22 protein-coding genes and 2 pseudogenes are annotated in these 23,164 nt (G+C 60.5%); 7 read left to right on the forward strand and 17 right to left on the reverse strand.

Annotated features, from left to right (window positions below; all coding sequences use genetic code 11):
* Positions 1-63: 63 nt before the first annotated feature.
* The 3 genes from MIC97_RS11125 to MIC97_RS11135 all read right to left on the reverse strand — a co-directional run bounded on the left by MIC97_RS11125 (position 64) and on the right by MIC97_RS11135 (position 4,415).
* The gene (locus tag MIC97_RS11125; protein ID WP_239800063.1) at positions 64-1,476 is read right to left on the reverse strand and encodes a hypothetical protein; all 1,413 of its coding nucleotides are present in this window, start codon (positions 1,474-1,476) and stop codon (positions 64-66) included.
* Positions 1,477-1,485: 9 nt separating this feature from the next.
* Complete coding sequence (pncB, locus tag MIC97_RS11130) at positions 1,486-2,790, reverse strand: nicotinate phosphoribosyltransferase (protein ID WP_239800064.1); 1,305 nt, start codon at positions 2,788-2,790, stop codon at positions 1,486-1,488.
* A gap of 224 nt (positions 2,791-3,014) precedes the next feature.
* Complete coding sequence (locus tag MIC97_RS11135; RefSeq protein ID WP_239800065.1) at positions 3,015-4,415, reverse strand: MATE family efflux transporter; 1,401 nt, start codon at positions 4,413-4,415, stop codon at positions 3,015-3,017.
* 230 nt (positions 4,416-4,645) lie between these two features.
* On the opposite strand from MIC97_RS11135, the gene MIC97_RS11140 reads away from it, so the two are divergent.
* From MIC97_RS11140 to MIC97_RS11160, 5 genes are all read left to right on the forward strand, one after another.
* A complete protein-coding gene (locus MIC97_RS11140) occupies positions 4,646-5,278 on the forward strand; it encodes an HAD family phosphatase (RefSeq protein ID WP_239800066.1) in 633 nt (210 codons plus the stop codon).
* Between the two features lie 79 nt (positions 5,279-5,357).
* Positions 5,358-5,816 carry a PaaI family thioesterase gene (locus MIC97_RS11145; protein ID WP_239800067.1) on the forward strand — a complete coding sequence of 153 codons (459 nt, stop codon included), beginning with the start codon at positions 5,358-5,360 and terminating at the stop codon, positions 5,814-5,816.
* Positions 5,817-5,916: 100 nt separating this feature from the next.
* Positions 5,917-6,573, forward strand: coding sequence for a 5'-methylthioadenosine/S-adenosylhomocysteine nucleosidase (locus MIC97_RS11150; protein WP_345773548.1), 657 nt, complete (start codon positions 5,917-5,919; stop codon positions 6,571-6,573).
* A gap of 76 nt (positions 6,574-6,649) precedes the next feature.
* Positions 6,650-8,212 (forward strand): glutamine-hydrolyzing GMP synthase, encoded by a 1,563-nt coding sequence (gene guaA, locus MIC97_RS11155; protein ID WP_239800068.1) that lies wholly within the window; start codon positions 6,650-6,652, stop codon positions 8,210-8,212.
* 319 nt (positions 8,213-8,531) lie between these two features.
* Positions 8,532-9,788 (forward strand): integrase arm-type DNA-binding domain-containing protein, encoded by a 1,257-nt coding sequence (locus MIC97_RS11160; RefSeq protein ID WP_239800069.1) that lies wholly within the window; start codon positions 8,532-8,534, stop codon positions 9,786-9,788.
* Here MIC97_RS11160 and MIC97_RS11165 read toward each other — a convergent pair.
* A complete protein-coding gene (locus tag MIC97_RS11165; RefSeq protein ID WP_239800070.1) occupies positions 9,778-10,071 on the reverse strand; it encodes an AlpA family phage regulatory protein in 294 nt (97 codons plus the stop codon). The two genes, MIC97_RS11160 and MIC97_RS11165, sit on opposite strands and share 11 nt — an antisense overlap.
* A gap of 171 nt (positions 10,072-10,242) precedes the next feature.
* On the opposite strand from MIC97_RS11165, the gene MIC97_RS11170 reads away from it, so the two are divergent.
* Positions 10,243-10,974, forward strand: coding sequence for a DUF2971 domain-containing protein (locus MIC97_RS11170; RefSeq protein ID WP_239800071.1), 732 nt, complete (start codon positions 10,243-10,245; stop codon positions 10,972-10,974).
* A gap of 31 nt (positions 10,975-11,005) precedes the next feature.
* Here MIC97_RS11170 and MIC97_RS11175 read toward each other — a convergent pair whose 3' ends face one another.
* The 13 genes and pseudogenes from MIC97_RS11175 to MIC97_RS11235 all read right to left on the reverse strand — a co-directional run bounded on the left by MIC97_RS11175 (position 11,006) and on the right by MIC97_RS11235 (position 22,126).
* Positions 11,006-11,221, reverse strand: coding sequence for a DUF2274 domain-containing protein (locus tag MIC97_RS11175; RefSeq protein ID WP_239800072.1), 216 nt, complete (start codon positions 11,219-11,221; stop codon positions 11,006-11,008).
* 2 nt (positions 11,222-11,223) lie between these two features.
* Positions 11,224-11,637, reverse strand: a pseudogene (locus tag MIC97_RS11180) (TrbI/VirB10 family protein); the annotation flags it as partial.
* Positions 11,633-12,592 carry an IS481 family transposase gene (locus MIC97_RS11185; protein ID WP_239800073.1) on the reverse strand — a complete coding sequence of 320 codons (960 nt, stop codon included), beginning with the start codon at positions 12,590-12,592 and terminating at the stop codon, positions 11,633-11,635. The pseudogene MIC97_RS11180 and the gene MIC97_RS11185, both read right to left, overlap by 5 nt.
* Before the next feature lie 57 nt (positions 12,593-12,649).
* Positions 12,650-12,826 (reverse strand): annotated as a pseudogene (locus tag MIC97_RS11190) (CoA transferase); the annotation flags it as partial.
* Positions 12,827-12,859: 33 nt separating this feature from the next.
* Positions 12,860-14,125, reverse strand: a complete 1,266-nt coding sequence (locus MIC97_RS11195; RefSeq protein ID WP_239800074.1) for an aspartate aminotransferase family protein — start codon at positions 14,123-14,125, stop codon at positions 12,860-12,862.
* Positions 14,126-14,238: 113 nt separating this feature from the next.
* Complete coding sequence (locus tag MIC97_RS11200) at positions 14,239-15,081, reverse strand: ABC transporter permease (RefSeq protein ID WP_239800075.1); 843 nt, start codon at positions 15,079-15,081, stop codon at positions 14,239-14,241.
* A complete protein-coding gene (locus MIC97_RS11205; RefSeq protein WP_275592338.1) occupies positions 15,078-15,908 on the reverse strand; it encodes an ABC transporter ATP-binding protein in 831 nt (276 codons plus the stop codon). The genes MIC97_RS11200 and MIC97_RS11205 overlap by 4 nt, the downstream gene beginning before the upstream one ends.
* A gap of 82 nt (positions 15,909-15,990) precedes the next feature.
* Positions 15,991-17,022, reverse strand: a complete 1,032-nt coding sequence (locus MIC97_RS11210) for an ABC transporter substrate-binding protein (RefSeq protein WP_239800077.1) — start codon at positions 17,020-17,022, stop codon at positions 15,991-15,993.
* 89 nt (positions 17,023-17,111) lie between these two features.
* Positions 17,112-17,735 (reverse strand): GntR family transcriptional regulator, encoded by a 624-nt coding sequence (locus tag MIC97_RS11215; RefSeq protein WP_239800078.1) that lies wholly within the window; start codon positions 17,733-17,735, stop codon positions 17,112-17,114.
* Positions 17,736-18,007: 272 nt separating this feature from the next.
* A complete protein-coding gene (locus MIC97_RS11220) occupies positions 18,008-19,372 on the reverse strand; it encodes an NtaA/DmoA family FMN-dependent monooxygenase (RefSeq protein ID WP_239800079.1) in 1,365 nt (454 codons plus the stop codon).
* Between the two features lie 60 nt (positions 19,373-19,432).
* Positions 19,433-20,338: a transporter substrate-binding domain-containing protein gene (locus MIC97_RS11225; protein WP_239800080.1), complete on the reverse strand. Its 906-nt coding sequence runs from the start codon at positions 20,336-20,338 to the stop codon at positions 19,433-19,435.
* A gap of 28 nt (positions 20,339-20,366) precedes the next feature.
* Positions 20,367-21,197: an amino acid ABC transporter ATP-binding protein gene (locus MIC97_RS11230; RefSeq protein WP_239800081.1), complete on the reverse strand. Its 831-nt coding sequence runs from the start codon at positions 21,195-21,197 to the stop codon at positions 20,367-20,369.
* On the reverse strand, positions 21,197-22,126 hold the full coding sequence (locus MIC97_RS11235) for an amino acid ABC transporter permease (RefSeq protein WP_239800082.1): 930 nt from the start codon (positions 22,124-22,126) through the stop codon (positions 21,197-21,199). Before MIC97_RS11235 ends, MIC97_RS11230 begins: the two co-directional genes overlap by 1 nt.
* A 506-nt stretch (positions 22,127-22,632) precedes the next feature.
* Here MIC97_RS11235 and MIC97_RS11240 point away from each other — a divergent pair.
* Positions 22,633-23,157 (forward strand): hypothetical protein, encoded by a 525-nt coding sequence (locus MIC97_RS11240; protein ID WP_239800083.1) that lies wholly within the window; start codon positions 22,633-22,635, stop codon positions 23,155-23,157.
* Positions 23,158-23,164 lie beyond the last annotated feature (7 nt).

Consider the following 23,164-nt stretch of genomic DNA (forward strand, 5'->3'; position numbering starts at 1 on the left):
GGCACGCTGATGCAAGACCGTGTTTACGTTGCGTAAGGAGCGTGCAGGCCAGTTCCGGTGCAGCTAGCCTGCCGAAGGCGTCGCCAGCAGCCACAGGCCGAACACGGTATAGCCGATCATCAGCAGGGTGAGGGGCAGCTGGCTGAAGGTCGCGCGCCGGGCATCGCCGTAGAGGCGGCAGGCCAGAGCATGGGCGACGAGCACCGCCAGAACATGTCCGGCCACGATGGCGCCGGCCTGTATGTTCCACAAAACCCACGCCGCGCCCGCGCCGGAGGTGATGGCGGCCTCGACATGCAGGTCGGCGGTGCCGAAAAGGTTCCACCCCAGCGCGAACGGATCGGAGAGGGCCACCAGCGCATACTGGCTGTCGACCATCAGCGCGGCGAGGTAGTGCGCCAGATGATAGGCGAGCGCGATCGGCACGATAGACCAGACCAGAAGGCCGGCGCTGTCGTCCCTGCCTGTGTGGCCGGCGAGCGCATCGCCCAGCCGGACCGCCAGCATGAACACCGCTCCGAGCACGGCGAAGCTTGCCAGCAGGCCGATCGTATTTGGCGCCATCACGGCCGTGCGGCCGGGAAAATCGAGCGGGTTGACGCCAAGAATGCCCATCCAGAAGAAGGTGTGCGTGAGCCCATCGAAGGATACGCTGGACAGCGCCAGAAGCACGAAGGCGACGCCGCTTTTCGGCAAGGGCCCGGTCTCCAGCAGCCGCGCGCCCGGCCATCTCAGGGTCAGGCGTCCCTGCTTGTCACGTCCGAGAAGCGCGAAGTGCGACAGCACCCGGAAAAAGACGGTCAGGAATTCGCCGCGCCGGCTCCATTGGTCATGGCCGAAGACCAGCATGGCGATAAAGGTCGCCAGCCAGTAGAGGCCGGCCGCGCGCGCCAGACGTTCGGGATCGTCCGGGGCGGGATAGACCAGTTCGAACCATGCAAAGGCAAGAAGAAGCACGACCGCCGGCCACATGCCGAGGCGTTGCGGCAAAGCGAGAACGGCGTCGTTGCGCCTGAAACGCGCCACGAGCCTGCACGGTCCGTACCATGGGTTGAGCCATGCCCATGCGTCGCCGAGCAGACCCTGCACCAGCGCCATGGCCACCCACAGCAGCGTCCATATGGTCAGCGGCAGCGGGTTGGAGAGCGGATCCCGGCTGCCCCAGAAGCCGGCGGCGACAAGGATCGCGAAAAAAAGGAAGGACAGCAGGCTGGTCACGATCTTCGCCTCATCGCGAAGCGGGAACAGGACCAGCTCTTTCGACCAGATGCCGGTCAGCAGCCGGGGCGGCACCAGCGCCAGAACGAGGAAGGAAGCCGCCACCGCCAATGCGCCGCCGATGGAATAGTAGCCTGTCGGCAAGAGCAGCACATGGCCGCGCTCCGATGCGTGCGCCAGCGCTTCGCCCGGCATGAATGCCCCCAGCAGCGCGGGCAGGGCGGCGATTTTTGCGATCCGGCGGGCCGATGCGTTCATCGGCGGACTTCAGACCTTGACCAGTTGCTCGACCCGCTCCTCATTGCCGAAGATGCGCAGATAGCGGTTGATCTCGTCCACGTCGCCCGTCGCCTTGGCGGGATTGTCCGAGAGTTTCACGGCCGGCCTGCCATTGGCCTCCGTGACCTTGCACACCAGCGAAATCGGGTTTAGCCGGGTGGTGGGAACCGGCGCGCAGCCTTCGAAATCATTGGTCAGGTTGGTGCCCCAGCCGAAGGCCATGCGCACCTTGCCGTGGAAATGCCGGTAGGTGTCGACGATGGTTTGAGCTTCCAGTCCGTCCGAGAAGATCAGCATCTTCTGGCGCGGGTCCTTGCCCTTGTCCCGCCACCACGAAATGATGCGCTCGCCGCCTTCGATGGGGGGGGCGCTGTCAGGGCGGAAGCCCGTCCAGTCGGCCACCCAGTCCGGTGCGTCGTGCAGGAAGGCTGCCGTGCCGAAGGCATCGGGCAGCACGATCAGCAGATTGCCGCCATAGTAGCGCTGCCAGTCCTTCAGGACCCGGTAGGGAGCCTCCCGCAGTTCCGCCTCGTTGCCGGCGAGCGCGGCCAGCACCATGGGCAGTTCGTGCGCGTTGGTGCCGACAGCCTCCAGGTCCGTGTCCATGGCGAGCTTGACGTTGGAGGTGCCGGTGAAGGATTTGCCGATGCCCTCCTTCAGCGCCTCCACGCACCAGCGCTGCCACAGGAAGGAGTGGCGGCGGCGGGTGCCGAAATCGGAAATGTTGATGTCGGGAAGCTGCTTGAGCAGTTCCGTCTTGGCCCACATCTTGGCCTTGGCGCGGGCATAGAGCACGTCGAGCGCGAAGGGACCATATTCGCGCAGCGCCGCACGCGAGCGCAACTCGTTGATGATGGCAAGCACCGGGATTTCCCACAGCGTCGTGTACATCCACGGGCCCGCGAAAGTCAGCTCATACTGGCCGTCGCGCTTTTCGACATGGTAGTCGGGAAGCTGGAAATTCTCCAGCCAGGCAAGGAATTCCGGCTCGAAGATCTGCTTGCGGCCATAGAAGGTGTTGCCGCCCAGCCAGATCATCTCCTTCTTGGAAAAACGCAGCGAGCGGGCATGGTCGAGCTGCTCGCGCAGCGCCCCTTCGTCGATCTCGTCGGCGAGGCGAACCGAGGTGGTGCGGTTGATCAGCGTGAAGGTGGCGTCCACCTTTGGGTACATGCCCCAGATCATCTGCAGCATCAGCAGCTTGTAGAAATCCGTGTCGAGCAGGCTGCGGATGATCGGATCGAGCTTCCACGTATGATTGTAGACGCGCCGCGCTATATCGGTTTTGGTCATGTGCTTGAAGCTTTGCCTTCGCTTCCGGATGAAAAGATGCCGCGCCGCGTCTCCTGGAGGGCTTCTGCGATTCGGAGAAAATAACGCTCTAACCTTTTGTTTTCACGCAATCCCGAACGCAAAACCGCTTCGCACTTTTGCTGGAATTGCTATAGCACCTATTTTCAGGGCGCGCTGCACGCATCGCGCGTGCAGCGCGAAATTTCGCCTCAGGGTCCTCCGCCTCAGGGCATGGCGCGGAAGGCCGGCAGGTGCCGGCGCCGCAGCCAGCGCGCCAGAAGCAGCACGGCAACGACGGCCAGACCCGCACACAGGCCGATCCAGACGCCCACGCCATCGAAGCCGAAATGGAATGCCAGCGCCACGCCGAGCGGCAGGCCGATGCCCCAGTAGCCGAGCGCGGCATAGATCATCGGGATGGTGGTGTCCTGCAGCCCGCGCAGCATGCCGGCGGAAACCGCCTGTGCGCCGTCGACGATCTGGAACAGGGCGGCCACGGCGAGGAAGCCGGTGGCCAGCATCACCACCTCGGCATTGGCCGGGCTGTCGACATCGATGAAGGCGCTGAGCAAAAGGCGCGGCAGCGTCATCATCACCAGCGCGGAGAGCGCCATGAAGCCGACGCCCATGGCATAGGAGGTCCACCCAGCGCGGGCGATCGCTTCCGGGTTGTGGGAGCCGTAGGCGATGCCGACGCGCACGGTTGCGGCCTGATTGATGCCGAGCGGGATCATGAAGGAGACCGAGCAGAGCTGGATCACCACCGCATAGGCCGCGAGCGAAGAGGCTCCGATCAGGCCCATCATCAGGGCGGCGGCGTTGAACAGGGTCGTCTCGAAGGCCATCATGGCCGCGATCGGCAGGCCGAGCCACAGAAGCTGGCGCAGGCGCTGCCAATCGGCGCGCCAGAAGCGTCCGAACAGGCGGTAGCGCCTGAACCTGCGGTCCAGCGTCACCACCAGGATCATGCCGATGAACATGGAGAAATTGGCGATGCTGGTGGCCAGACCCGAGCCGACGATGCCCATTTCCGGAAAGCCCAGATGGCCGAACACCAGCACCAGATTGCCGACGAGATTGATGATGACGCCGATGAAGGCGACCACCGTGGCCCAGCCCGGCCGCTCCAGCGAGGCGATGAAGGAGCGCAGCACCACATAGAAGAAGAAGGGCAGAAGCCCCCATTGCAGGGTGCGCAGATAGTGCCCCGCATCGGCAGCGAGCGCAGGTTCCTGGCCCATGGCCAGCAGAATGTGTTCGCCGTTCCACAACAGCGCCCAGATCGGCAGTGCAACGAGCACGGCCACCCACAGACCCTGCCGCACGGTGCGGCGCAGGTCGCGCACCGAATTGCGCCGCCGCCCGACCTCGCGCGCCATCATCGGCACTGTCGCCAGCATCAGGCCGAGGCCGAATATCAGCGGCGCAAAATAGAGGTTGGCGCCGAGCGCGCTTGCGGCAAGGGTGGAAGGCCCCACCCGGCCGAGGATCATGACGTCGGTGGCGGTCATCGCCGTCTGCGCGAGATTGGTCAATACCAGCGGCCAGGCCAGTGCCAGCGTTGCCCTGATTTCCTCGCGCCAGAGTTTTCCGGATGCCTGCGCATCCGCTTCGATGGCGGTCATTGTTGTTCTTTCCGATCGCGGCGCGTCGGACCGGGTCCGGAAGCCGCACGAGCATTCCGGGAGAAATGTCCCGGAATCATGCTGCTTTTTGCCTTCACGTGCGGTGCAAGGCAAGAGGCTCGCCATTTCCGTCGATTGATCCAGCCGGTTCCAGAGGCCTGCCGCAGGGGTTGCCATCGGCGCGTATCTGTCCAATTGTCCCCGCGGGAATGCAACGAGGGAAGGTTTCGATGCGCCAAAAGGCCGTTTTCTGGGACATGGACGGCACGCTCGTAGACAGTGAGCCTCTGCATCACGCGGCACTGGAAGCAGCCCTGCGCGAACTGAACATCGAGCCGCCTGCAGACCTTCAGGAGCGCGCGATAGGCCTCGCTGCTGCGCCGCTCTACGAGATGCTGCGTATCGAAAAGGGGCTATCGCTTCCCTTCGAGGAGTGGATCCTGCACAAATACGGTCACTATATGCCGATGGTCGCCGATCTGGTGCCGCGCCCCGGCGCGCTGGAGATTTATGGCGATTTGCGGGTGAGGGGCATTCATCAGGCCGTGGTGTCGAATTCCGACCGGCTGGTGGTGGATGCCAATCTGAGAGCGGTCGGCCTTTCTCATCCCGGCATGCGCAGCATCAGCCGCAACGATGTCCTCAATCCGAAGCCCGCCGCTGAACCGTTCCTGCGCGCGGCCTATCTCGTTGGCGTCGATCCCACCGAGGCCGCCGCCGTCGAAGACAGCTGGACGGGAGCTACCGCCGGGCTTGCCGCCGGCATGCGCACCATCTTCTGGCCCGAGCGGCCTATGGAGGGACCTCCCGGTGCGATCGTTGTGAACTCGGCCGAAGAGCTTCGTCACCAGCTGGGATTTTAGCACCGGCTAAATTCTTTTCCCTGATTGCCTGCTGCACACGGCTTTGCGATAAGCGGCAAGCCCAATGGAGACAGTGGCGATGGGAGCCAAGATCGTGCCGCCCCCGGACTATGAGGAACGCGTGCGTGCGTCGTTCGCGCGCCAGCAGGTCATGGCCACGATAGGGGCGGAGCTGACGCTGGTGACGCCGGGCATCGTCGAGATCGAGATGCCCTACGATGGGCGGCTCGCCCAGCAGCACGGCTTCCTGCATGCAGGCGTCATTTCCACGGCGCTGGATTCGGCCTGCGGCTATGCTGCCTTTTCGCTGATGCCGGAAAGCACCGGCGTGCTCACCATTGAGTTCAAGGTGAACCTCTTGGCGCCCGGCAGGGGCGAGCGCTTCCTGTTCCGCGGCTCCGTCACCAAGCCCGGCCGCACCATCACCGTGGCCGACGGTCAGGCCTATGCCTATGGCGCCGACGGCGAGGCGCGCCTGATCGCCACCATGACCGGCACCATGATGACGGTTGCCGGACGTGACGGGATCGAAGGATGAAAAGCCGGCCGGCGCAGCGGATTCACCACACCCGGCATGATGAAAGGCTGCGGGCGCCAGCAGGTTGCTCAGGCGCGGATCTCGGGTCGGGGTGCATGACGTGACACGCACCGGACCTTCGTCCCACCCCGCCACCCTTGCCGGCCGGCGGGTTCTGTTCGTCATGGCGGCGGAGGCCGAATACGGACCGGCACTGAAAAAACTGTTCAAGCCGTTCATGACTGGCGTCGGTCCTGTCGAGGCTGGCATACGGCTCGGCGCGGAACTGGCGCGGCTCGTATGTTCCGACGAACTTCCCGATCTCGTCGTATCCCTCGGCTCTGCCGGTTCACGCAGGCTGGAGCAGGCGGAGGTCTATCAGGCTGTCTCGGTCTCCTATCGCGATATGGATGCTTCGCCGCTTGGCTTTCCCAGAGGCGTGACGCCCTTCCTCGACCTGCCCGCAACGCTGCCCCTGCCGCTGCGCATTCCGGGCGTGAAGGAAGCCACCCTCTCGACCGGCGCGTCCATCGTCTCAGGGGCGGCTTATGACCCGGTCGCCGAGGACATGGTGGACATGGAAACCTTTGCCTGCCTGCGCGCCTGCCATCTGTTCGGGGTGCCGCTGGTGGCGCTGCGCGGCATTTCCGACGGCGCGGCGGAGCTGAAACATGTTGATGACTGGACGGCTTATCTCCACATCATCGACGAAAAGCTCAGCCATGCCGTGATGAGGCTTGAGGAGGCATTGCGGGACGGTTCTGTCACGCTCGCGTAAAGGCCCTGTTGCGGCATTGGATCTCACGCCATACAAACCCATTGCGCCGGCAGACGTTCTTCTTTAAAGGCCCGACATGACGACGAACCATCATTCCGACACCATCCTCATCATCGATTTCGGCAGTCAGGTCACGCAGCTCATTGCCAGGCGCGTGCGCGAGGCCGGCGCCTATTGCGAGATCGTGCCCTTCCAGTCCGCCGGCGAAGCCTTCGACCGCATCCGGCCGAAGGGCGTTATTCTCTCCGGCAGCCCGCATTCGGCCGTCGACATCGGCAGCCCGCGTGCGCCGCAGCAGGTCTTCGAGGCCGGCATCCCGGTGCTCGGCATCTGCTATGGCGAGCAGACCATGTGCGCCCAGCTTGGCGGTCAGGTCGAGGCCGGCCATGAGCGCGAATTCGGCCGCGCCTTTCTTGAGATCGAAGCCGATTGCGCGCTGTTCGACGGCATCTGGGCCAAAGGCACCCGCCATCAGGTATGGATGAGCCATGGCGACCGCGTCACCGGCCTGCCCGATGGCTTCCGGGTCGTCGGCACCTCGCGTGGTGCGCCCTTCGCGGCCATCGCCGATGAGAAGCGCCGCTTCTACGCCGTGCAGTTCCATCCCGAGGTGGTCCATACGCCGGACGGGGCGCGCCTGCTTTCCAATTTCGTGCGCAACATCGTCGGGCTGCAGGGCGAGTGGACCATGTCCGCCTACCGCCAGCAGGCCGTGGAGGCGATCCGCAAGCAGGTTGGCGACAAGAAGGTGATCTGCGCGCTCTCAGGCGGCGTGGATTCCTCCGTGGCCGCGCTGCTGGTTCATGAGGCGGTTGGCGATCAGCTCACCTGCATCCTTGTCGACCATGGCCTGATGCGCAAGAACGAAGCTGCGGATGTGGTGGCCATGTTCCGCCAGCATTACAATCTGCCGCTGATCCTCGTCGATGCCGCAGATCGCTTCATCGGCGCGCTGGAAGGCGAGAGCGACCCCGAAACCAAGCGCAAGACCATCGGCCGCCTGTTCATCGAGGTGTTCGAGGAAGAGGCGAAGAAGCTCGGCGGCGCCGATTTCCTCGCCCAGGGCACGCTCTATCCGGATGTCATCGAAAGCGTATCCTTCACCGGTGGCCCTTCCGTCACGATCAAGTCGCACCACAATGTCGGCGGCCTGCCGGAGCGCATGAACATGCAGCTCGTCGAGCCGTTGCGTGAGCTGTTCAAGGATGAGGTGCGGGTGCTCGGCAAGGAGCTCGGCCTGCCGGAAAGTTTCATCGGCCGCCATCCCTTCCCCGGTCCCGGCCTCGCCATCCGCTGCCCCGGCGGCGTGACCCGCGAGAAGCTGGAAATCCTGCGCGAAGCCGACGCCGTCTATCTGGACGAGATCCGCAAGGCCGGCCTGTACGACGCCATCTGGCAGGCCTTTGCCGTGCTTCTGCCGGTGCAGACGGTGGGCGTCATGGGCGACGGCCGCACCTACGAATATGTCTGCGCCCTGCGCGCCGTCACGTCGGTCGACGGCATGACCGCCGACTTCTATCCCTATGACATGAGCTTCCTCGCCAACGCCGCCACCCGCATCATCAACGAAGTCCGCGGCATCAACCGTGTGGTCTACGACGTGACAAGCAAGCCGCCCGGCACCATCGAGTGGGAATAATTCAGCCCCCGCCAAACGCCGCCGATAACCGCCGATTACCCTCCATAACACACTGAAAATAAAGAAATTTCTCTCCGCCGTCTTTCGCCGTCAATCGCCGGGCAAGCCTCGCGATCGACGGCGGAGCTGACGGTATGGAGCGTCTTGTGACATCGCAAAATTGCATATACCGTCATGGCTTAGAGAGCTCGTGACGGTATTTTTTTGGACCTTATTCCGTTGAGAATAAAGGATAATTCGTCGTCATGATTGGTCGATTTTGGTCTGACGGTATTTTTAGGGGCTCTCTGGCGTCTTTTGAACGATCTAGGAGGGTCCGATGCTTACTGATGCGGTAATCAAGGCACTGAAACCAAAGGACAAATTATATAAGGTCTCTGACCGTGACGGTATGTATGTCGTCGTGAACCCGTCGGGTGCCGTCGTGTTCCGCTATGACTACCGTATGCACGGTCGACGCGAGACCTTGACCCTCGGCCGATACGGACCGGCGGGCCTCTCACTGGCCCGTGCGCGGAAGAAGCTGATCGACGCGCAGCGTTCGATTCAGGAAGGGCGGTCACCCGCCCAGGAGAAACAGCGCGAGAAGCGCCGCATCAAGGAAGCAAAGAGCTTCGGCGAGTTTGGCGAACGCTGGCTGCAAGAGCACCGGATGGCCGAAAGCACCCGCGCGATGCGCCGCTCGATCTACGAGCGGGACATCCTGCCGACGTTCCGCAATCGGCTGCTGACGGAAATCACGCCCGAAGATCTCCGCGCGATGTGCGACAAGGTGAAGAAGCGAGGAGCGCCGGCCACGGCGGTCCATGTCCGCGACATCGTGAAGCTGGTTTTCGCCTTCGCGAAGCTGCACGGGGAGAAGGTGTCGAACCCCGCCGAAGAGGTCGGGCCTGCCTCGATCGCGACGTTCGTTCCGAAGGACCGTTCGCTCTCGCCCGCCGAAATCCGGGTCATGCTCGGCCAGCTTGAGCATGTGGCGACGCTGCCGACGATCCGGCTCGGCCTGAAGCTGATCCTGCTCACCATGGTCCGCAAGAGCGAGCTGCAGGACGCGGTGTGGGATGAGGTCGACTTCGAGAATGCCGTGTGGTCGATCCCGAAGGACCGCATGAAACGCTCCAAGCCGCACAACGTCTATCTGTGCGAACAGTCGCTGGACATCCTCGTCGCGCTCAAGACCTGTGCGGGCAATTCGCGCTACCTGCTGCCCTCGCGCTACGATGCGGATGCGCCGATGTCGCGCGCGACCTTCAACCGCGTCACCACGGCGGTCGTCGTGCAAGCCAAGAAGGCAGGTCTGCCGCTGGAGCCGTTCACCGTGCATGATCTTCGCCGCACGGGCTCCACGCTGCTCAATGAACTGGGCTTCAACAGCGACTGGATCGAGAAGTGCCTGGCGCACGAGGACGGGCGTTCTTCGCGCGGCGTCTATAACAAGGCCGAGTATGAGCACCAGCGCCGCCACATGATGCAGGAATGGGGCAATCTGATCGACGCATGGGTCGGCGGTCAGAAATACACCCCAGCGCTCTATCCGGTCTCTATCGACCTTCTGGCCCCGGAGCCTAACCTTTGACGGGCCGGAATTTCCTGAGCTTCACATCAGGAGACGGAGCACGTTTGATAGCTTTGTCTCTGGAGGCTTGGCGACGTTCTTCAAGCCAAGCCTCCACCTCGGCCAAGTCCCAAACCACGCACCGGGCCGTCAGATAGAACCGTTGGGGAAATTCACCCCGTTGCTCCATATCGTAGATTGTAGTGTCAGCAAGGGGAACGAGTTCTCGAAGTTGATGCCTGCGAATCGTCCGTTTACCCGGCGCAAATGTCGGATCACTCATCTTCATAACCTCGGTAGCCATGTTCAACGGGATTCCGGGCAACTGGAGGCTCCCGAAACTAGGCGAACCATGCAGCGAGGTCGGCGGCCTGTAGCGTGCCGCGTTTGCGCCTATGCGCTGGCGGCCCCCCCTTGATCATCATCCAAGTTAAATTTAGGATTTCTGTCTGTGCGAAAGTCGGTGGGGGGAGCGATGACTTACAGGAATTATATTAACTTAAGCGAAAAACAAAAAGATACACCAATATACCGAATATTTCCGGTGGGAAGGTTTATTCAGATTTTGACAACAGGGAATCTAACCCTTGTGAAGCCCAAAAAATGGGACGATCCTTTTGAAAATATACTATTATCATCAAAATTCAAGATAGGAAGAGAATTGGCTGAAGTTTCAGCAAGAGACTCGGTCTATGGTCAATGCTGGACTTGGCACAGGGAAACCGACGCAATGTGGAGAATTTATTCTCCAAACAAAGATGGTGTCCGTGTAAAATCGACGCCGAGAAAATTACTGGAGTCATTAAAAAAGTCATGCGGAAAATTTTCCGATGTTCAGTGCTTCATCGGTGGAGTTAAATACATATACAAAAAAGATATGAAGGAAAAATTTGAGAATATTAATATATTTTCAACAGACGGCTCTGGAATTGCAGAATCTCTTCTTTATAAACGGAAAGAATTCTCGCATGAAAGAGAAGTGAGAATAATATATTCCGGAAAAGACGGAGAGTGTGAGAGAGATATTTTTGAATTCCAGATCGATGTATCGAAAACTATTGATAGAGTTCTATTTGATCCACGAATGAGTGAAGATCTCCGTAGATCATATATAGAAGCTATAAAATCTCTCGGATATAAATCTGAGATAAAAAGGTCCAGCCTTTATGATCCGCCTGAGCAGCTAACTATAAATACATCTCAGTAACGGCAGAAATAAAAAGTTTTTATAGGTAAGATCAATTTCGCCGTGCTTTGGTAAAACCGAGATCCAATGCTATGAAGTGTTGAAGCATAGGCACGATGAGCCTGACGGGATCAGCGGCGGGCTGGCCGCTCTTGCGGGCCAGCACTTCGGCATAGGCGATGAGATCACGTTGAAGCGGTGCAGGCATTTCCACCGTCACCTTCACCGGCTTGTCGTCGGGTAGCGGGCCGAGTTTCAGCTTGGTCATGGTCAATCTCCTGCCGGCTCGAACACAAGATCGCGGGTAACGATGATCCTGACCGGAAAGCCCGGCCGGATGGTGAGCGTCGGCGCAACCTGCAACTGGCGCTGGACGATCTGCTGACCGGCCTGATTGATGGTGTCCTGCGCGCCGTCGCGGATGGCGCGGATCAGGCGGTCGTTATCGTCGGTGGCGAGTTCCGCGCCGACGCCGAGCAGCGTCGAGAGCGCGGCAGCCTTGGCGAGATCCCACCAGTGATAATCGACGCCATCCTCCAGTCCGGCATAGCCTTGCGTGTCGGCGCCTGGCTGGCGCTCGAGAACAATCGAGCGCCCGTTAGGCATGATGAGGCGGTTCCAGGCGAGCAGCACGCGGCGCTGACCGAACTGCACCGCGTTGTCATACTGACCGATCAGCCTAGTTGTTCAGTCCCGGCATCTGGTGGATCGGATTGAGGATGAATCGATCCGGGTCTGATGTCCAGATCTTGCAGATGTATTCGTAGGGCGTGAGACCGCCGAGGGTCTTGAGCCTTCGTGCGAAGTTGTAGGCCGCCATGAAGTCGGCGAGGTGTGTATGCAACTGCTCGTGGCTGTCGTAATGGAAGCGCTTGACGGTGGCCTCCTTGATCGTGCGGTTCATCCGTTCGACTTGGCCATTGGTCCATGGATGGTTGGGTTTGGTCAGCCTGTGCTCGATCCCGTTGGCCTCGCAGATCATGTCAAAGCGCATCGGCCGGGAGTAGATGGTATTCCGGTTCCGAGGCTGCTCTGCGAACTGAATACCGTTGTCGGTGAGAATGGTATGGACCTGGTAGGGCACGGCTTCGAGCATATGCTGAAGGAATTCCCAGGCGGTCTTCCTGTCGGCCTTGTCGACGAGTTGGGTCACGGCGAACTTGCTCGTGCGGTCGATACCGACGAACAAATATAGTTTGCCTTCAGCGGTCTGCACCTCGGCGATGTCGATATGGAAGAACCCTATGGGGTAGCGCTTGAACTTCGACCGCTTAGGTTTGTCGCCCTCCACATCCGGCAAGCGCGAGATGCCATGCCGTTGCAGGCACCGGTGCAGTGCGGATCGTGTCAGGTGCGGGATCGAGGGCTGCAGGGCGTAAAGACAATCATCTAATGGTAGAAGCGTATGGCGCCTGAACGCCACAACCATCGCCTCCTCGGCTTCGGTGAGGACGGTGGACCGCGGCTCTGACGGCCCCGTCTTCATATCCTCTACCGTCGCGCGCTTGCGCCATTTCGCAACGGTCTTGGGGTTGATACCCAACTCCCTGCTCAGTTGCGCGAGCGAAGCTTGCGATCGCTGTATTGCTGCTCGGACAGCGTGCGTGGTCGTGGCGCTGCCGTGACGAATTTGTCCCATAGGGCTTCCCTCCATTCCAGAGAAAGGATCGCACCATTAAACCGTGGGATCAAACAAATAGGTGCTGATGCCATTCCAGCTCGGTACCGACCAGGCACGGGTGTCATCTCCGCCTTCGGTGTTCTCGATTTTCCATACATCCGCGCCCAGGTCCACGAGTGACATGGTCAACCACGGACCCGCTAGCACGCGCGAAAGATCAAGAACCCTGATCCCCTCCAGTGGAAGTTCCATAATGCCTCTCCCGCCTGCTTCCGACCCGAAATTCTAGCCGTATGTCGCCTGCACCTGCGTCTGCGGCGTCTGCCCGTTTTTCACCTCGCTGACGCTGGTGCGTAGGTCTGCCATGAAATCTGCCTGGACAGGTTCGTGCAGAAGCGACATCATCAGATGCATCCCCTTCGGCCTGCGGGTGAGTGCCGGGAGCCAGCCGCGCCCGGCCATCCGCCCGGCGACCGCGTTCATGTCATAATCATCCGATCCGAAATTGATGATCGACATATCAGGCCTGGCCCAGAGCTTCATTCCCCCGATGCTCTCGATGTCTTTCACATAGGCGTCGGTCATGCTGGCCAGCCTGTGAGCTGCCTGTCGATAGCCCTCGTCTCCGAGATGGTGCAGCACTGCCCATGCTGCCGCTACACTGCCGGCGGGGCGGGTTCCCGCCAGTGTTTTTGTGCGGAATGTGCCCGAGGGCCATGCATCGGCGACGAACATGGCACGTTCGATATCCGTCTGGTCGCGATAAAACACGGTGGATGCCGGCTTCGGACAGAAACCAAATTTGTGAAGGTCGGCGGAAATCGAGCGGACACCGGGAAAGCGGAAGTCAAAATCGGGAACATCTCTCCCGTTGCGCTTGAAGAAGGGCAGGATCCATCCACCGACGCACGCGTCGACATGCAGCCATATACCGGTTTCCATGGCGAGATCGGATATGGCCTCCACAGGATCCGTGACACCATGTGGATAGCAGGGGGCAGAACCGACCAGAAGCATGGTGTTGTCGTCTATCAGCCTGCGCATCGCCTCGACGTCGGCGCGCCGGCTGGCATCCAGCGGTGCACGGCGCAGTTCGAGATCCATGACATCTGCCGACTTGTCGAACGCTGCATGTGCCGTGTCCGGCATGACGATGTTGAGTTGCCTGCCCCGCTGCCGGCCGTGACGCGCCCGGTGGAAGTCGCGCGCTGCCTTTACGGCCAGAAAGATGCTCTCGGTTCCGCCATTGGTGAATGCTCCGCCGGCATCCGAGGGAGCGTGAAACAGGTCCAACCCGCAATCGATGACTTCTTTTTCCATCTGGCCGATGCCGAAAAAGGCACGGCCACCGCCCAGCGCGTTTTCGGTGAAGAAATTGAAGAAGGCATTTCGACCGACCTCATAGGTTTCCTGGTCGTTGAAGAACACGAAAAGCGGTGTCCTGCCGCGACGCCAGTCGGTGTCGGCGCGGGTGACCTCGCGCATCCTTGATTGCAGATCGTCCCATTTCTGTCCGTGAGATGGGAACTGCCTGCGCTTGTGTAAGGTCAAGTCAGCCTCCTGATGCAATAATGCTATATCATATATCGTTGCGATTTAAACAAGGACAGGACGCATGCCTGACCTCTGGTCAGACGGCGATTGTCCGCTTGTGAAGGGTTGGATCAGTCCTTGCCGGTCCAATGCACGAGACTGGTTTCCAGATACAGGAAAGCGCGATCGAGCGCATATCCCACAGCAGCCATGATCAGCACCCCTACAAGAACCAGATCCGTCTGCATGTATTCGGCTGCCGTCAGTGCCAGCCAGGCTATGCCGTCAGAGGTGGCGGTCAGTTCAGCGCCTACAAGCATGGTTACGCCTATCGAGATCGACACGCGGATACCGGTGAAGATGCCCGGCAGGCTTGCCGGCAGCAGGATGCGCCAGAAGATGGTCCACGAAGAGGCCCCCAATGACTGCGCTGCCTGAATCTTCCTGGTGCTGATTGAACGGACCGCCTGCATTGAGCTGATTGCAATGAGCGGAAACACAGGTGCAGCTATCACGACGATTTTCGAAAGGTTGCCGATGCCGAACCAGATGAGGAACAGCGGCAGCAGGGCCAGCTTGGGAATCGGACGCACGGCCTGGATAGGCGGCTCCACGATTGCCCGAATGCGCCGGTTTGTGCCCATGAAAAGGCCGAGCGGCACGCCGATTGCGATGCAAAGCGAGAATGCCACTCCGAAACGATAGAGGCTGACCCCCACATGATGAGCGAGTGAGCGCCCCTGATAGCCATTTTCGACAAGGCTCAGGAACGTATTCACCACGGTGACCGGAGAAGGCAGGAACACCGGCCTTATGAGAGGTTCCCACAATCCTGAGCCCGTAGCTCCCGTCCAGATGGCGAGGATAACCGCGAAGGTAAGTATTGACAGACCCCTGTCCATGTAACCCTCGCGATTGCTGTCGGGAGAGGGGAGCGACATATCCGCAGGGGCATCGCGTGTGGCGCTGGTCATTCGGCAACCTCCAGGCGCTGGGCTTCCTTTGCCTCCGAGCGCAACAACCCGACGATGACCCGTTTGGCGGCAGCAAACTCCGGCGATGAGGCGATGTAGGGATCGTCGCTGTGGGTAAATGACGATGTAAACGCCGCCTTGGTGCGGCCGGGGCGCGATGTCATGACGATGATGTGCGTGGCCAGAAACAAGGCCTCCTCGATCGAGTGCGTGATCCACATCACTGTCTTGCCGGTGGTTTTCCAGATGCGGCGTATTTCTTCCTGCAGCAACTCGCGGGTTTGCTGGTCAAGCGCGGCGAACGGCTCATCCATCAGAAGAATGTCAGGGTCGTTGGCAAGGGCGCGCGCGATGCCCACGCGCTGCTGCATTCCGCCTGAAAGCTGGTAGGGATATTTCGCGGCAAAGGCCCCGAGGCCGACAAGCTCCAGCAGTTCCATTGCACGCCCGCGTGCCTCGGCGGCGTTGATGCCGCATGATCTTGGGCCGAAAGCGACATTTTCCAGAACGCTCATCCAGTTGAACAGCGCGCCCTGCTGAAAAACGACACCGCGCTCTGCGCCGGGGCCACGAATGAGCTTGCCATCAAGTGTCGCGGTGCCGGTCGTCGGGGTTTCGAAACCGGCCACCACATTGAGAAGGGTTGTCTTGCCGCATCCAGATGGCCCGACCACACAGAGAAAATCTCCTTTGTTCAGACAAAGACTGAAAGGGGCCAGCGCCTGAACCGGGCCGGAAGGGCTGCTGAAAGCCTTGGAAAGACCCCTGATCTCCAGTTTCGGCCGCTGGCCTGCATGAGATGTTTCGAGAGATGTTGGCACGAGCATGTGAATTCCCGATCCGAAACGGGGGAATTTCCCCCGTCCGCCGTTAGGATTGCTGGTTCTTTGTCTGCAAAATCTGCGGCTGTTATGCGAGCTGGCTGACGAAAGAGCTGTCGATGAACTTTGTCAGATCCGAAATGGCCCTGGGCATCTGTCCGCTCTCGACAAGGAAATCCATCTGCTTGCCGAGCGCAGTGATCACCCCCGAATCCGTCGCGCTCGGTGCCCCCATCCATGCTGCGGAAATCATTTCCTGCGGAGTTATTGTATGTGTGGTTTCTGCGACCAGAAGGGCCGTCTCGCGCGGTATCTGAAGAAACGGGGCCATGGTGTCAGCCACCAGACCGGGATCGTTTCGGTATATCTCGTTGATCCGCGCCAGTTCCTTCAGATAGGCGAGCACGAGTTCGGGATGTTCATCCCTGAATTTGTTGCGGCATACAATGGCATCGAAGATCAGCACGCCCTCGGATGACAGTTCTCCGGTGGTGAAGATGACGCTGCCGCCGCTCTCGATCAGCGATCCGAGCACGGGATGCCAGATGTAGGCCGCGTCGATTGCTTCCTGCTGCCAGGCTGCAAGCGTCGCATCGGCACGAAGGTTGACCAGCTCGACATCCGACGGGGAAAGACCTGCCAGCTGCAATGCCGCCATCATCGCGAAATGAACAGAGGTGTTGAACGGGCACCCGATCTTCCTGCCTTTCAGGTCGGCCAGCTTTTCGATGCCCGAACCATTGCGCACCACCAGCGCCTCGCCGTCACGGACGATCTTGTGAACATACACCATCGACACAGGCAGGTCCTGGGCGAAGCCCACCAGCATGGGACTGGAGCCCATGTTGCAAAGGTCCATCGCATCGGCGGCCATTGCGGTCAGTATCTGCGGTCCGCTCGACACGCCGATGAACTCGGTGGTGACCCCTTCGCCCATTGCCTTTTGCATCGAGCCGGTCGCCTTGGCGTAATTCTGCTGGTTCGCGGAAGCGAAATGGCCAAGCACCGCTTTCTTTTCCTGCGCGAACAGCGGTCCAACGCCGGCGGTCGAAACCGCGAAGGTCGCCAGCCCGAGATTCGCGCCAGCCTTCAATGCCTCACGTCGCGTGAGTTGCATCATCACAATCTCCTCAATGTTCCCGTTATTAGTTTTGTTATTTGAGCGATGATATATCATTTTTGGAGGCAGTCAATATCGGTTGATGCTCCTTATGGCAGGATGGCCATGAGCGCAGCCGCGCCCTGCGTGAGATCCTCTTTCATCGCCTCATGAGCCTCTGCTTCGTTCCTGTCACGAAATGCAGCTATCACGCGGCGATGATTCTGGAATCCAACCAGTCGCTTCCGGTAAGGCGCGGACAGCAGATTGCGGGTCGGGCCAATCTGCAGCCACAACGTGTCGATCATGCGCCTAAGAACGGTGGAGCCGGCGGCATCATAGATTGTCAGGTGAAATTCGGAATCCAGACGCAAACCCTCATCGAAATCCTCGGCGAGAATACGGGCTTTGAGGTTCTCGTTGATATGGTCGAGATGATCCGCGAAATCTGCCTTTGCATGTTTCACGGCAAGGGATGTCGCCAGCGGCTCCAGCTGGAGCCGAACCCGGGTGATTTCCTCGTACTGAGCCCGGTCAAGCTCGGGAATGGAATACATCCTCGTTTCGGAAACGGTGATCGCTCCTTCCGTCGCCAGGCGGGTTATGGCCTCGCGGGCAGGTGTCAGGCTGACACCAAGTGTGCGGCTCAGCCCACGGGCGGTAAGCTTCTCGCCGGGCTTCCACATTCCCAGCAGAAGTCCTTCGCGCAGCTGCAAATAGACTTGCTCGGTCAATGTAGATCCACGGACAATCGTGTCCGGGAACTTATTTTTCAGACCGACAGCTCCGCGCTCATGATCAGACAAGACACTTCCCCGAAATCAAACTCCCGACGCCATTGTTTTCCATAGCGCCTTGCCAAGGCATAGCGTTTCATCGGGCTGTTGGGAACTGGCCTGCGGAGCTCACCGCCAGCATCATTTGTCCGGCAACACCGTCCCGAATAGAAAATGATCCTGCCGGACCGCGATCGACTCCCTGAGCCGGCTGTTCCCGATCAGGGCGCTCATGCGCTCTGCGTGAACGGTTCGGCGTTCACAGTACGTGCGCCGCGCGCAGGAATCTCCAGTCCGAAATGATCCCGCAGGGTAGAGCCCTCGTATTCGGTGCGAAACAATCCACGTACGCGAAGGATTGGCACCACTTCCTCAAAGAAGAGGTCGGAACCCTCAGGGTGATAGGTTGGCATCACCACGAAGCCGTCACCCGCTCCGGCGCGGAAACGATGCTCCATCTGATCGGCTATGAACTCGGGACTGCCGGTCACCGTCCAGTGGCCATCGGAGCGCCCGGTCAGCTCGACCAGCTGACGCAGCGTCCATCCATGGTTCCACGTAAGATCGGCGAAGATCGCATAGCGGCTCTGTCGTCCCTGCACCGATGATATTTCCGGCAGCGCTTCGCGCGGCAGCGGCTTATCGACATCGAACTGCCTGAGGTCGACGCCGGGAATGTATGAGTTGAGCCGGCGCAACGATGCTTCGAAGTCAATATAGCCGGACAACTCGCGCTCCACCGCTTTTGCTTCGGCCTCAGTCGCGCCGATGATCGGCGTGATGCCCGGCAAAATCCTGACGCGCGAAGGGTCCCGGCCGGCAGCCGCGATCAGCCGGCGCATATCGCGATTGAACGCTACGCTGCCCTCGAGCGTCTGATCCGCTGTAAAAATCGCTTCCGCCGTTGCGGCAGCGAAGCGCTTTCCGATCGGCGAGGCGCCGGCCTGAAACAGAACCGGCCAGCCCTGTGGCGGGCGCTGGATGTTGAGCGGACCGTCGACATGGAAGAAGCGGCCGTGGAACGCGGTCTCCCTGATATCCGATGAATCGGCAAAACGCCCTGTCGCCCGGTCGATAATCAGCGTCTCGGCGGCCCAGCCGTCCCACAAGCGCTTGGTCACTTCCACGAACTCGGCAGCCTGTGCGTAGCGTGTTTCCTGATCCGGCAGAGGCTGGCCACCATAGTTCTTCTCCCCGATGGCCGACGTTACGATATTCCAGCCCGCGCGTCCGCCCGTCACATGGTCCAGCAGGGCAAACTGTCTGGCCACGTTGTAGGGCTCGCTGAACGAGGTCGAGACACTGGAGACGATGCCGATCCGGCTGGTTACGGCAGCCAGGAAGGCGCTCAGAACTATGGGTTCAGGCACATTCGAGGGAGGATCGACGGCAAGCGTCTTGGGATCGAGCACCGGCACGTCGGCAAAGAAGATCGCGTCAAGCTTCGCTGCTTCGGCCTTGCGTGCGAAGTCAACATAGAACTGCGGCGTCAGTGCGTATTCGATGTTGCTGCCCGAACGCCGCCAGGCGCCACGATGGTTGCCATTGGCGGCAACGAGAACGGCAAGGTGCATCTGGCGGTCAGGAACTGGCATGCTTATGACTTTCGTTATCTGATGGTAGGCCGGCGGCGGCCGGGCCGCCGCCATGTCGCCTCAGGACCGCGGCCTGGCTTGCTGCCAGTTGGTTGCCTCTTCACCAATGTTGATACCCGGAGCCGTGATGGCGAGATCCGGGATCAGGTGGCGCGCCAGGATTTCGTGATATTTGCCATTCTCCCACAGCACCTGAAGAGCGGCCTTCACGGCCTGCGCCAGTCCGTCATTGCCCTTGTCAACGATGAAGCCGATGTAGAGGTTGCCGATCTCGGGAGCCGGGACCAGAACGAGACCGGCCGACAAGCCATTGGCCTCACGGTAGCGGCCGACGGCGGTTGCCGTTATGTCGACCCGTGGCAGCCGGCCGGACTGGATGGCCTGATCCTTGGTGGTGATGTCGGGGAACTCGACGAAGACCGCCGGCCTGAAGCCCTTTTCCTCGCATTTGCTGAGCGCTCCCGCCACGATGTTCGTCGTGCCCTGCACGATGCCGAGTTCCCGGCCACACAGATCGAACACGGACTTGATCTCATCCTTGTCATCCTCGTTGATGTGCAGGTTGAAGGTGAGCTGGGAATGATCGATGAAATCGACCTCCTGGCGGCGCAGGGAATTGTCGCCAAGATCGCCAAGCGAGAGATCGGCGCGACCCGACTTCACGCCTGCAATAAGCTGCTGGAACGGCGCTTCGGTATATTCGACCTTCACACCAAGTATATCGGCCACCTCGCTGAAAAGATCGATCTCGTATCCGGCCCATTCGGTGGTGCCGGGTTTGAAGTAGGAATGCGGCGCGTACACCGTCGAGGCCTGTACTTTGATGACGCCGGCGTCGCGGTACTTTGCCGGCAGAAGCGCCCTTGCAGCCTCCGCCGGGTCCTGCGCCGGTGATGGCGACACAAAAACGGGCAACAGGGCGAGCGCAAAGGCCGCACGCCGGGTGATTTGTGTGAACATGCTCATGGTTTCTCCACAATTGCTGCCGGAGGAATCAGGCGCTTCGGGCGGCCCGGCTGCCACCCGGATCAAGATGACTTGAAAGAAATTCGGCCGTGCGAACGCTGCGCGGCGCAGAAAACACCTGCCGTGCGGTGCCGTCCTCAATGAGGCGGCCGCGGTCCAGCACTGCGACACGATCCGCCACTTCTGCGGCGAAACGCATTTCATGGGTGACGAGCACCATCGTCATGCCATCGGCGGCAAGCTGGCGGATGACGGCAAGAACTTCGCCCACAAGCTCGGGATCCAGCGCACTGGTGGCTTCATCGAACAGGATCACATGTGGCTGCATAGCCAGCGCGCGGGCGATGGCGGCGCGCTGCTGCTGTCCGCCGGAGAGCTGGATCGGGTAGCTGTCATGCTTGTCCGAAAGACCGACACGTGCCAGCAATTCCGCCGCCCGCTCGCGTGCTTCGCGAGCCGGCACACCCAGAACATGCTTCGGACCTTCGATGACGTTCTCGATCACGGTACGATGAGAGAACAAATTCACATGCTGTGAAACAAGACCGACACGGCTGCGAAAGGCCGCAGCCTGGCGAGGGGGCCAGGGAAGCAGCCGGCCGTCACGCTCTGTGTAGCCGACCCGTGTATCGCCAACGACGATGGCGCCGCTGTCGAAGCCCGTCAGCGCATTCAGGCAGCGCAGCAAAGTGCTCTTGCCGGAACCGGAGGGCCCGATGATGCAGCGGACCTCTCCACTGCGGACATCCATCGAGACCTCATCGAGGACCTTTGCGCCACCATAGAATTTCGAAACAGAGCGAACGCGGATGAGCGCGGAGCCTTCCTGCGCAGCCGGCAATGACACAGGCACGGCCATCACACAGCCTCCCGCGCTGAAATCTGCAGCCGCAGCGGCTCGGCTTTCGGATTTCTGCGCGTGTCATGGTGATCTGGTTGCGTGCCGGCGGAGAAGCGGCGCTCAAGGGCATTTTGTGCGAATGCCAGCAGTGCCGTCAGCACGAGATACCAGAAGCTGGCGACCAGCAGCAGCGGAATGACCTGATAGGTTGCAGCATAGATGCCTTGTGCCCGGGTCATCAGGTCGCCGACCCCGACAACGGAAACAAGCGAGGTTGCCTTCAGCAGATTGATGATGTCGTTGCCCATGGGCGGGATGATCGAGCGCGCCGCCTGCGGCGCCACCACGCGCCAGAGCACCTTCGTCCGCGTCATGCCCAGCGCTACCGCCGCCTCGATCTGCCCATGCTGGACTGAAAGAAGTCCGCCCCGGATGATCTCACCCATATAGGCGGATTGGTTCAGTCCGAGTGCCACAAGGCAGGCCGCCATAGGTGACAGGACATCATTCGTCGGCGCATAGAAACCGATGTCGGTAAAGGGTATGCCAATGCCGAGTTCCGGCAGGAATGTGCCCAGATTGTACCAGATAAGTATCTGGACCAGCAGCGGAAGTGCACGAAACAGATTGACATAACCGGTCGCGATGACCCGGATCAGCGGGTTTTCCGACATGCGGCCCATGGCCACAATCAGCCCGCCCGCCAGACCGATGGCAGCCGCGCCGGCTGTGATCGAGATCGTCAGCCACAGACCGCGCAGGATCAGCGGCGCGGTAATGTACTCGGCAATCACATCCCAGCGCATGGCAGGGTTGAGGGCAATGCCGGCCACGACATAAGTCAGGACCAGCAGCGCAATCACCCAAATTATGCGGCCACGCAACAGCGCGCGGCGGCGCGCGCCCAGCTTATCAACAGGGCGTAGTTCAAGGGGTGTGAAAGCCATTGTCCGTTACCTCGCGCGCGCCGGCTGCACAGTTTGCGCTGCTGAAATCTATGGATTTAGTAGAGTATGCGGCTCGCACGGGTCGAGAACGTACTTCGCGTATGGACCGGCACCGGAGGAATGGGATTTCAAAGATCGTGCCGGGATGAAAACGGCATTTGAACGGACAGGCTTATGACCACCATGGCTGCAGTTTGCGCGAATGCTTTTGGTTTCTGACTTTCAGGCCCAAGGCATCAGGACAGAAAATCAGTGAGGCCGATGAGTCGGACAGCGCCCATTTCAGAAGGTTTCCAAAGAACGAAGACTTGAAAGAGGAGTAGCGTGAGGGGGGATCACTCCGGAAAACGTCTGGCCGTGCCTTTAAGGAGTATGGCCGCGCGCTGTTTCGGACTATAACCACTTTACCCAGCGCAGATGCCGGGCTTCGTGCCCGCAGGCGACAGCCGTCCGGATCGCAAGGTAAGGGAATATTATTCACAATTGCACCGAAGCCGGAGCCAGCCATGCTGCGAGAAAAAGGCATCAGCTGTCATCATGATCCCAGCGATGCCGAATTGCTGCCTCTCGATGTCATCGGCTGTGATGCGTTCGAGCAGGCGCTTTTGCCGCTTTTGAGGGGACTTGTGGAAACGTGTCGTAATCCCGGGCGAGGTTCGTGGAATTTCGCCTACCGCGCCGCTGCAGCCCGCTGGGGGGTGCGAACAGGTCTTCCGCTGGCTTATGGCCTTGCCCATATTTCGGACGCGCTTTTGCGGGTGAAGGGCGACAGGCTTCAGACGCTGGGCATGGCAGACACCGCCCATGCGGCCGAGGTGACCCGCGACGAGAGACTGCTGCTCCTGCTCCTGCATCAGTTGCGCAGGAACCATGTCGAGGCAGGCAACGATTTCCTGCTCGATCTTACCGAAGGCGAGATGGATGAGGAACTGATGGCGCTCGCACTGGATTTCGGTCGCCGGCATTCCTGCGGGGTTCCCCGCGAGGTCAGGCACGATGGCACGACCGGCCCGCATCTGCTTGTGGTCTGATGGATAC

This window comes from Aquamicrobium sp. NLF2-7, from assembly GCF_022359935.1.
Taxonomy (GTDB): Bacteria; Pseudomonadota; Alphaproteobacteria; order Rhizobiales; family Rhizobiaceae; genus Mesorhizobium; species Mesorhizobium lusatiense.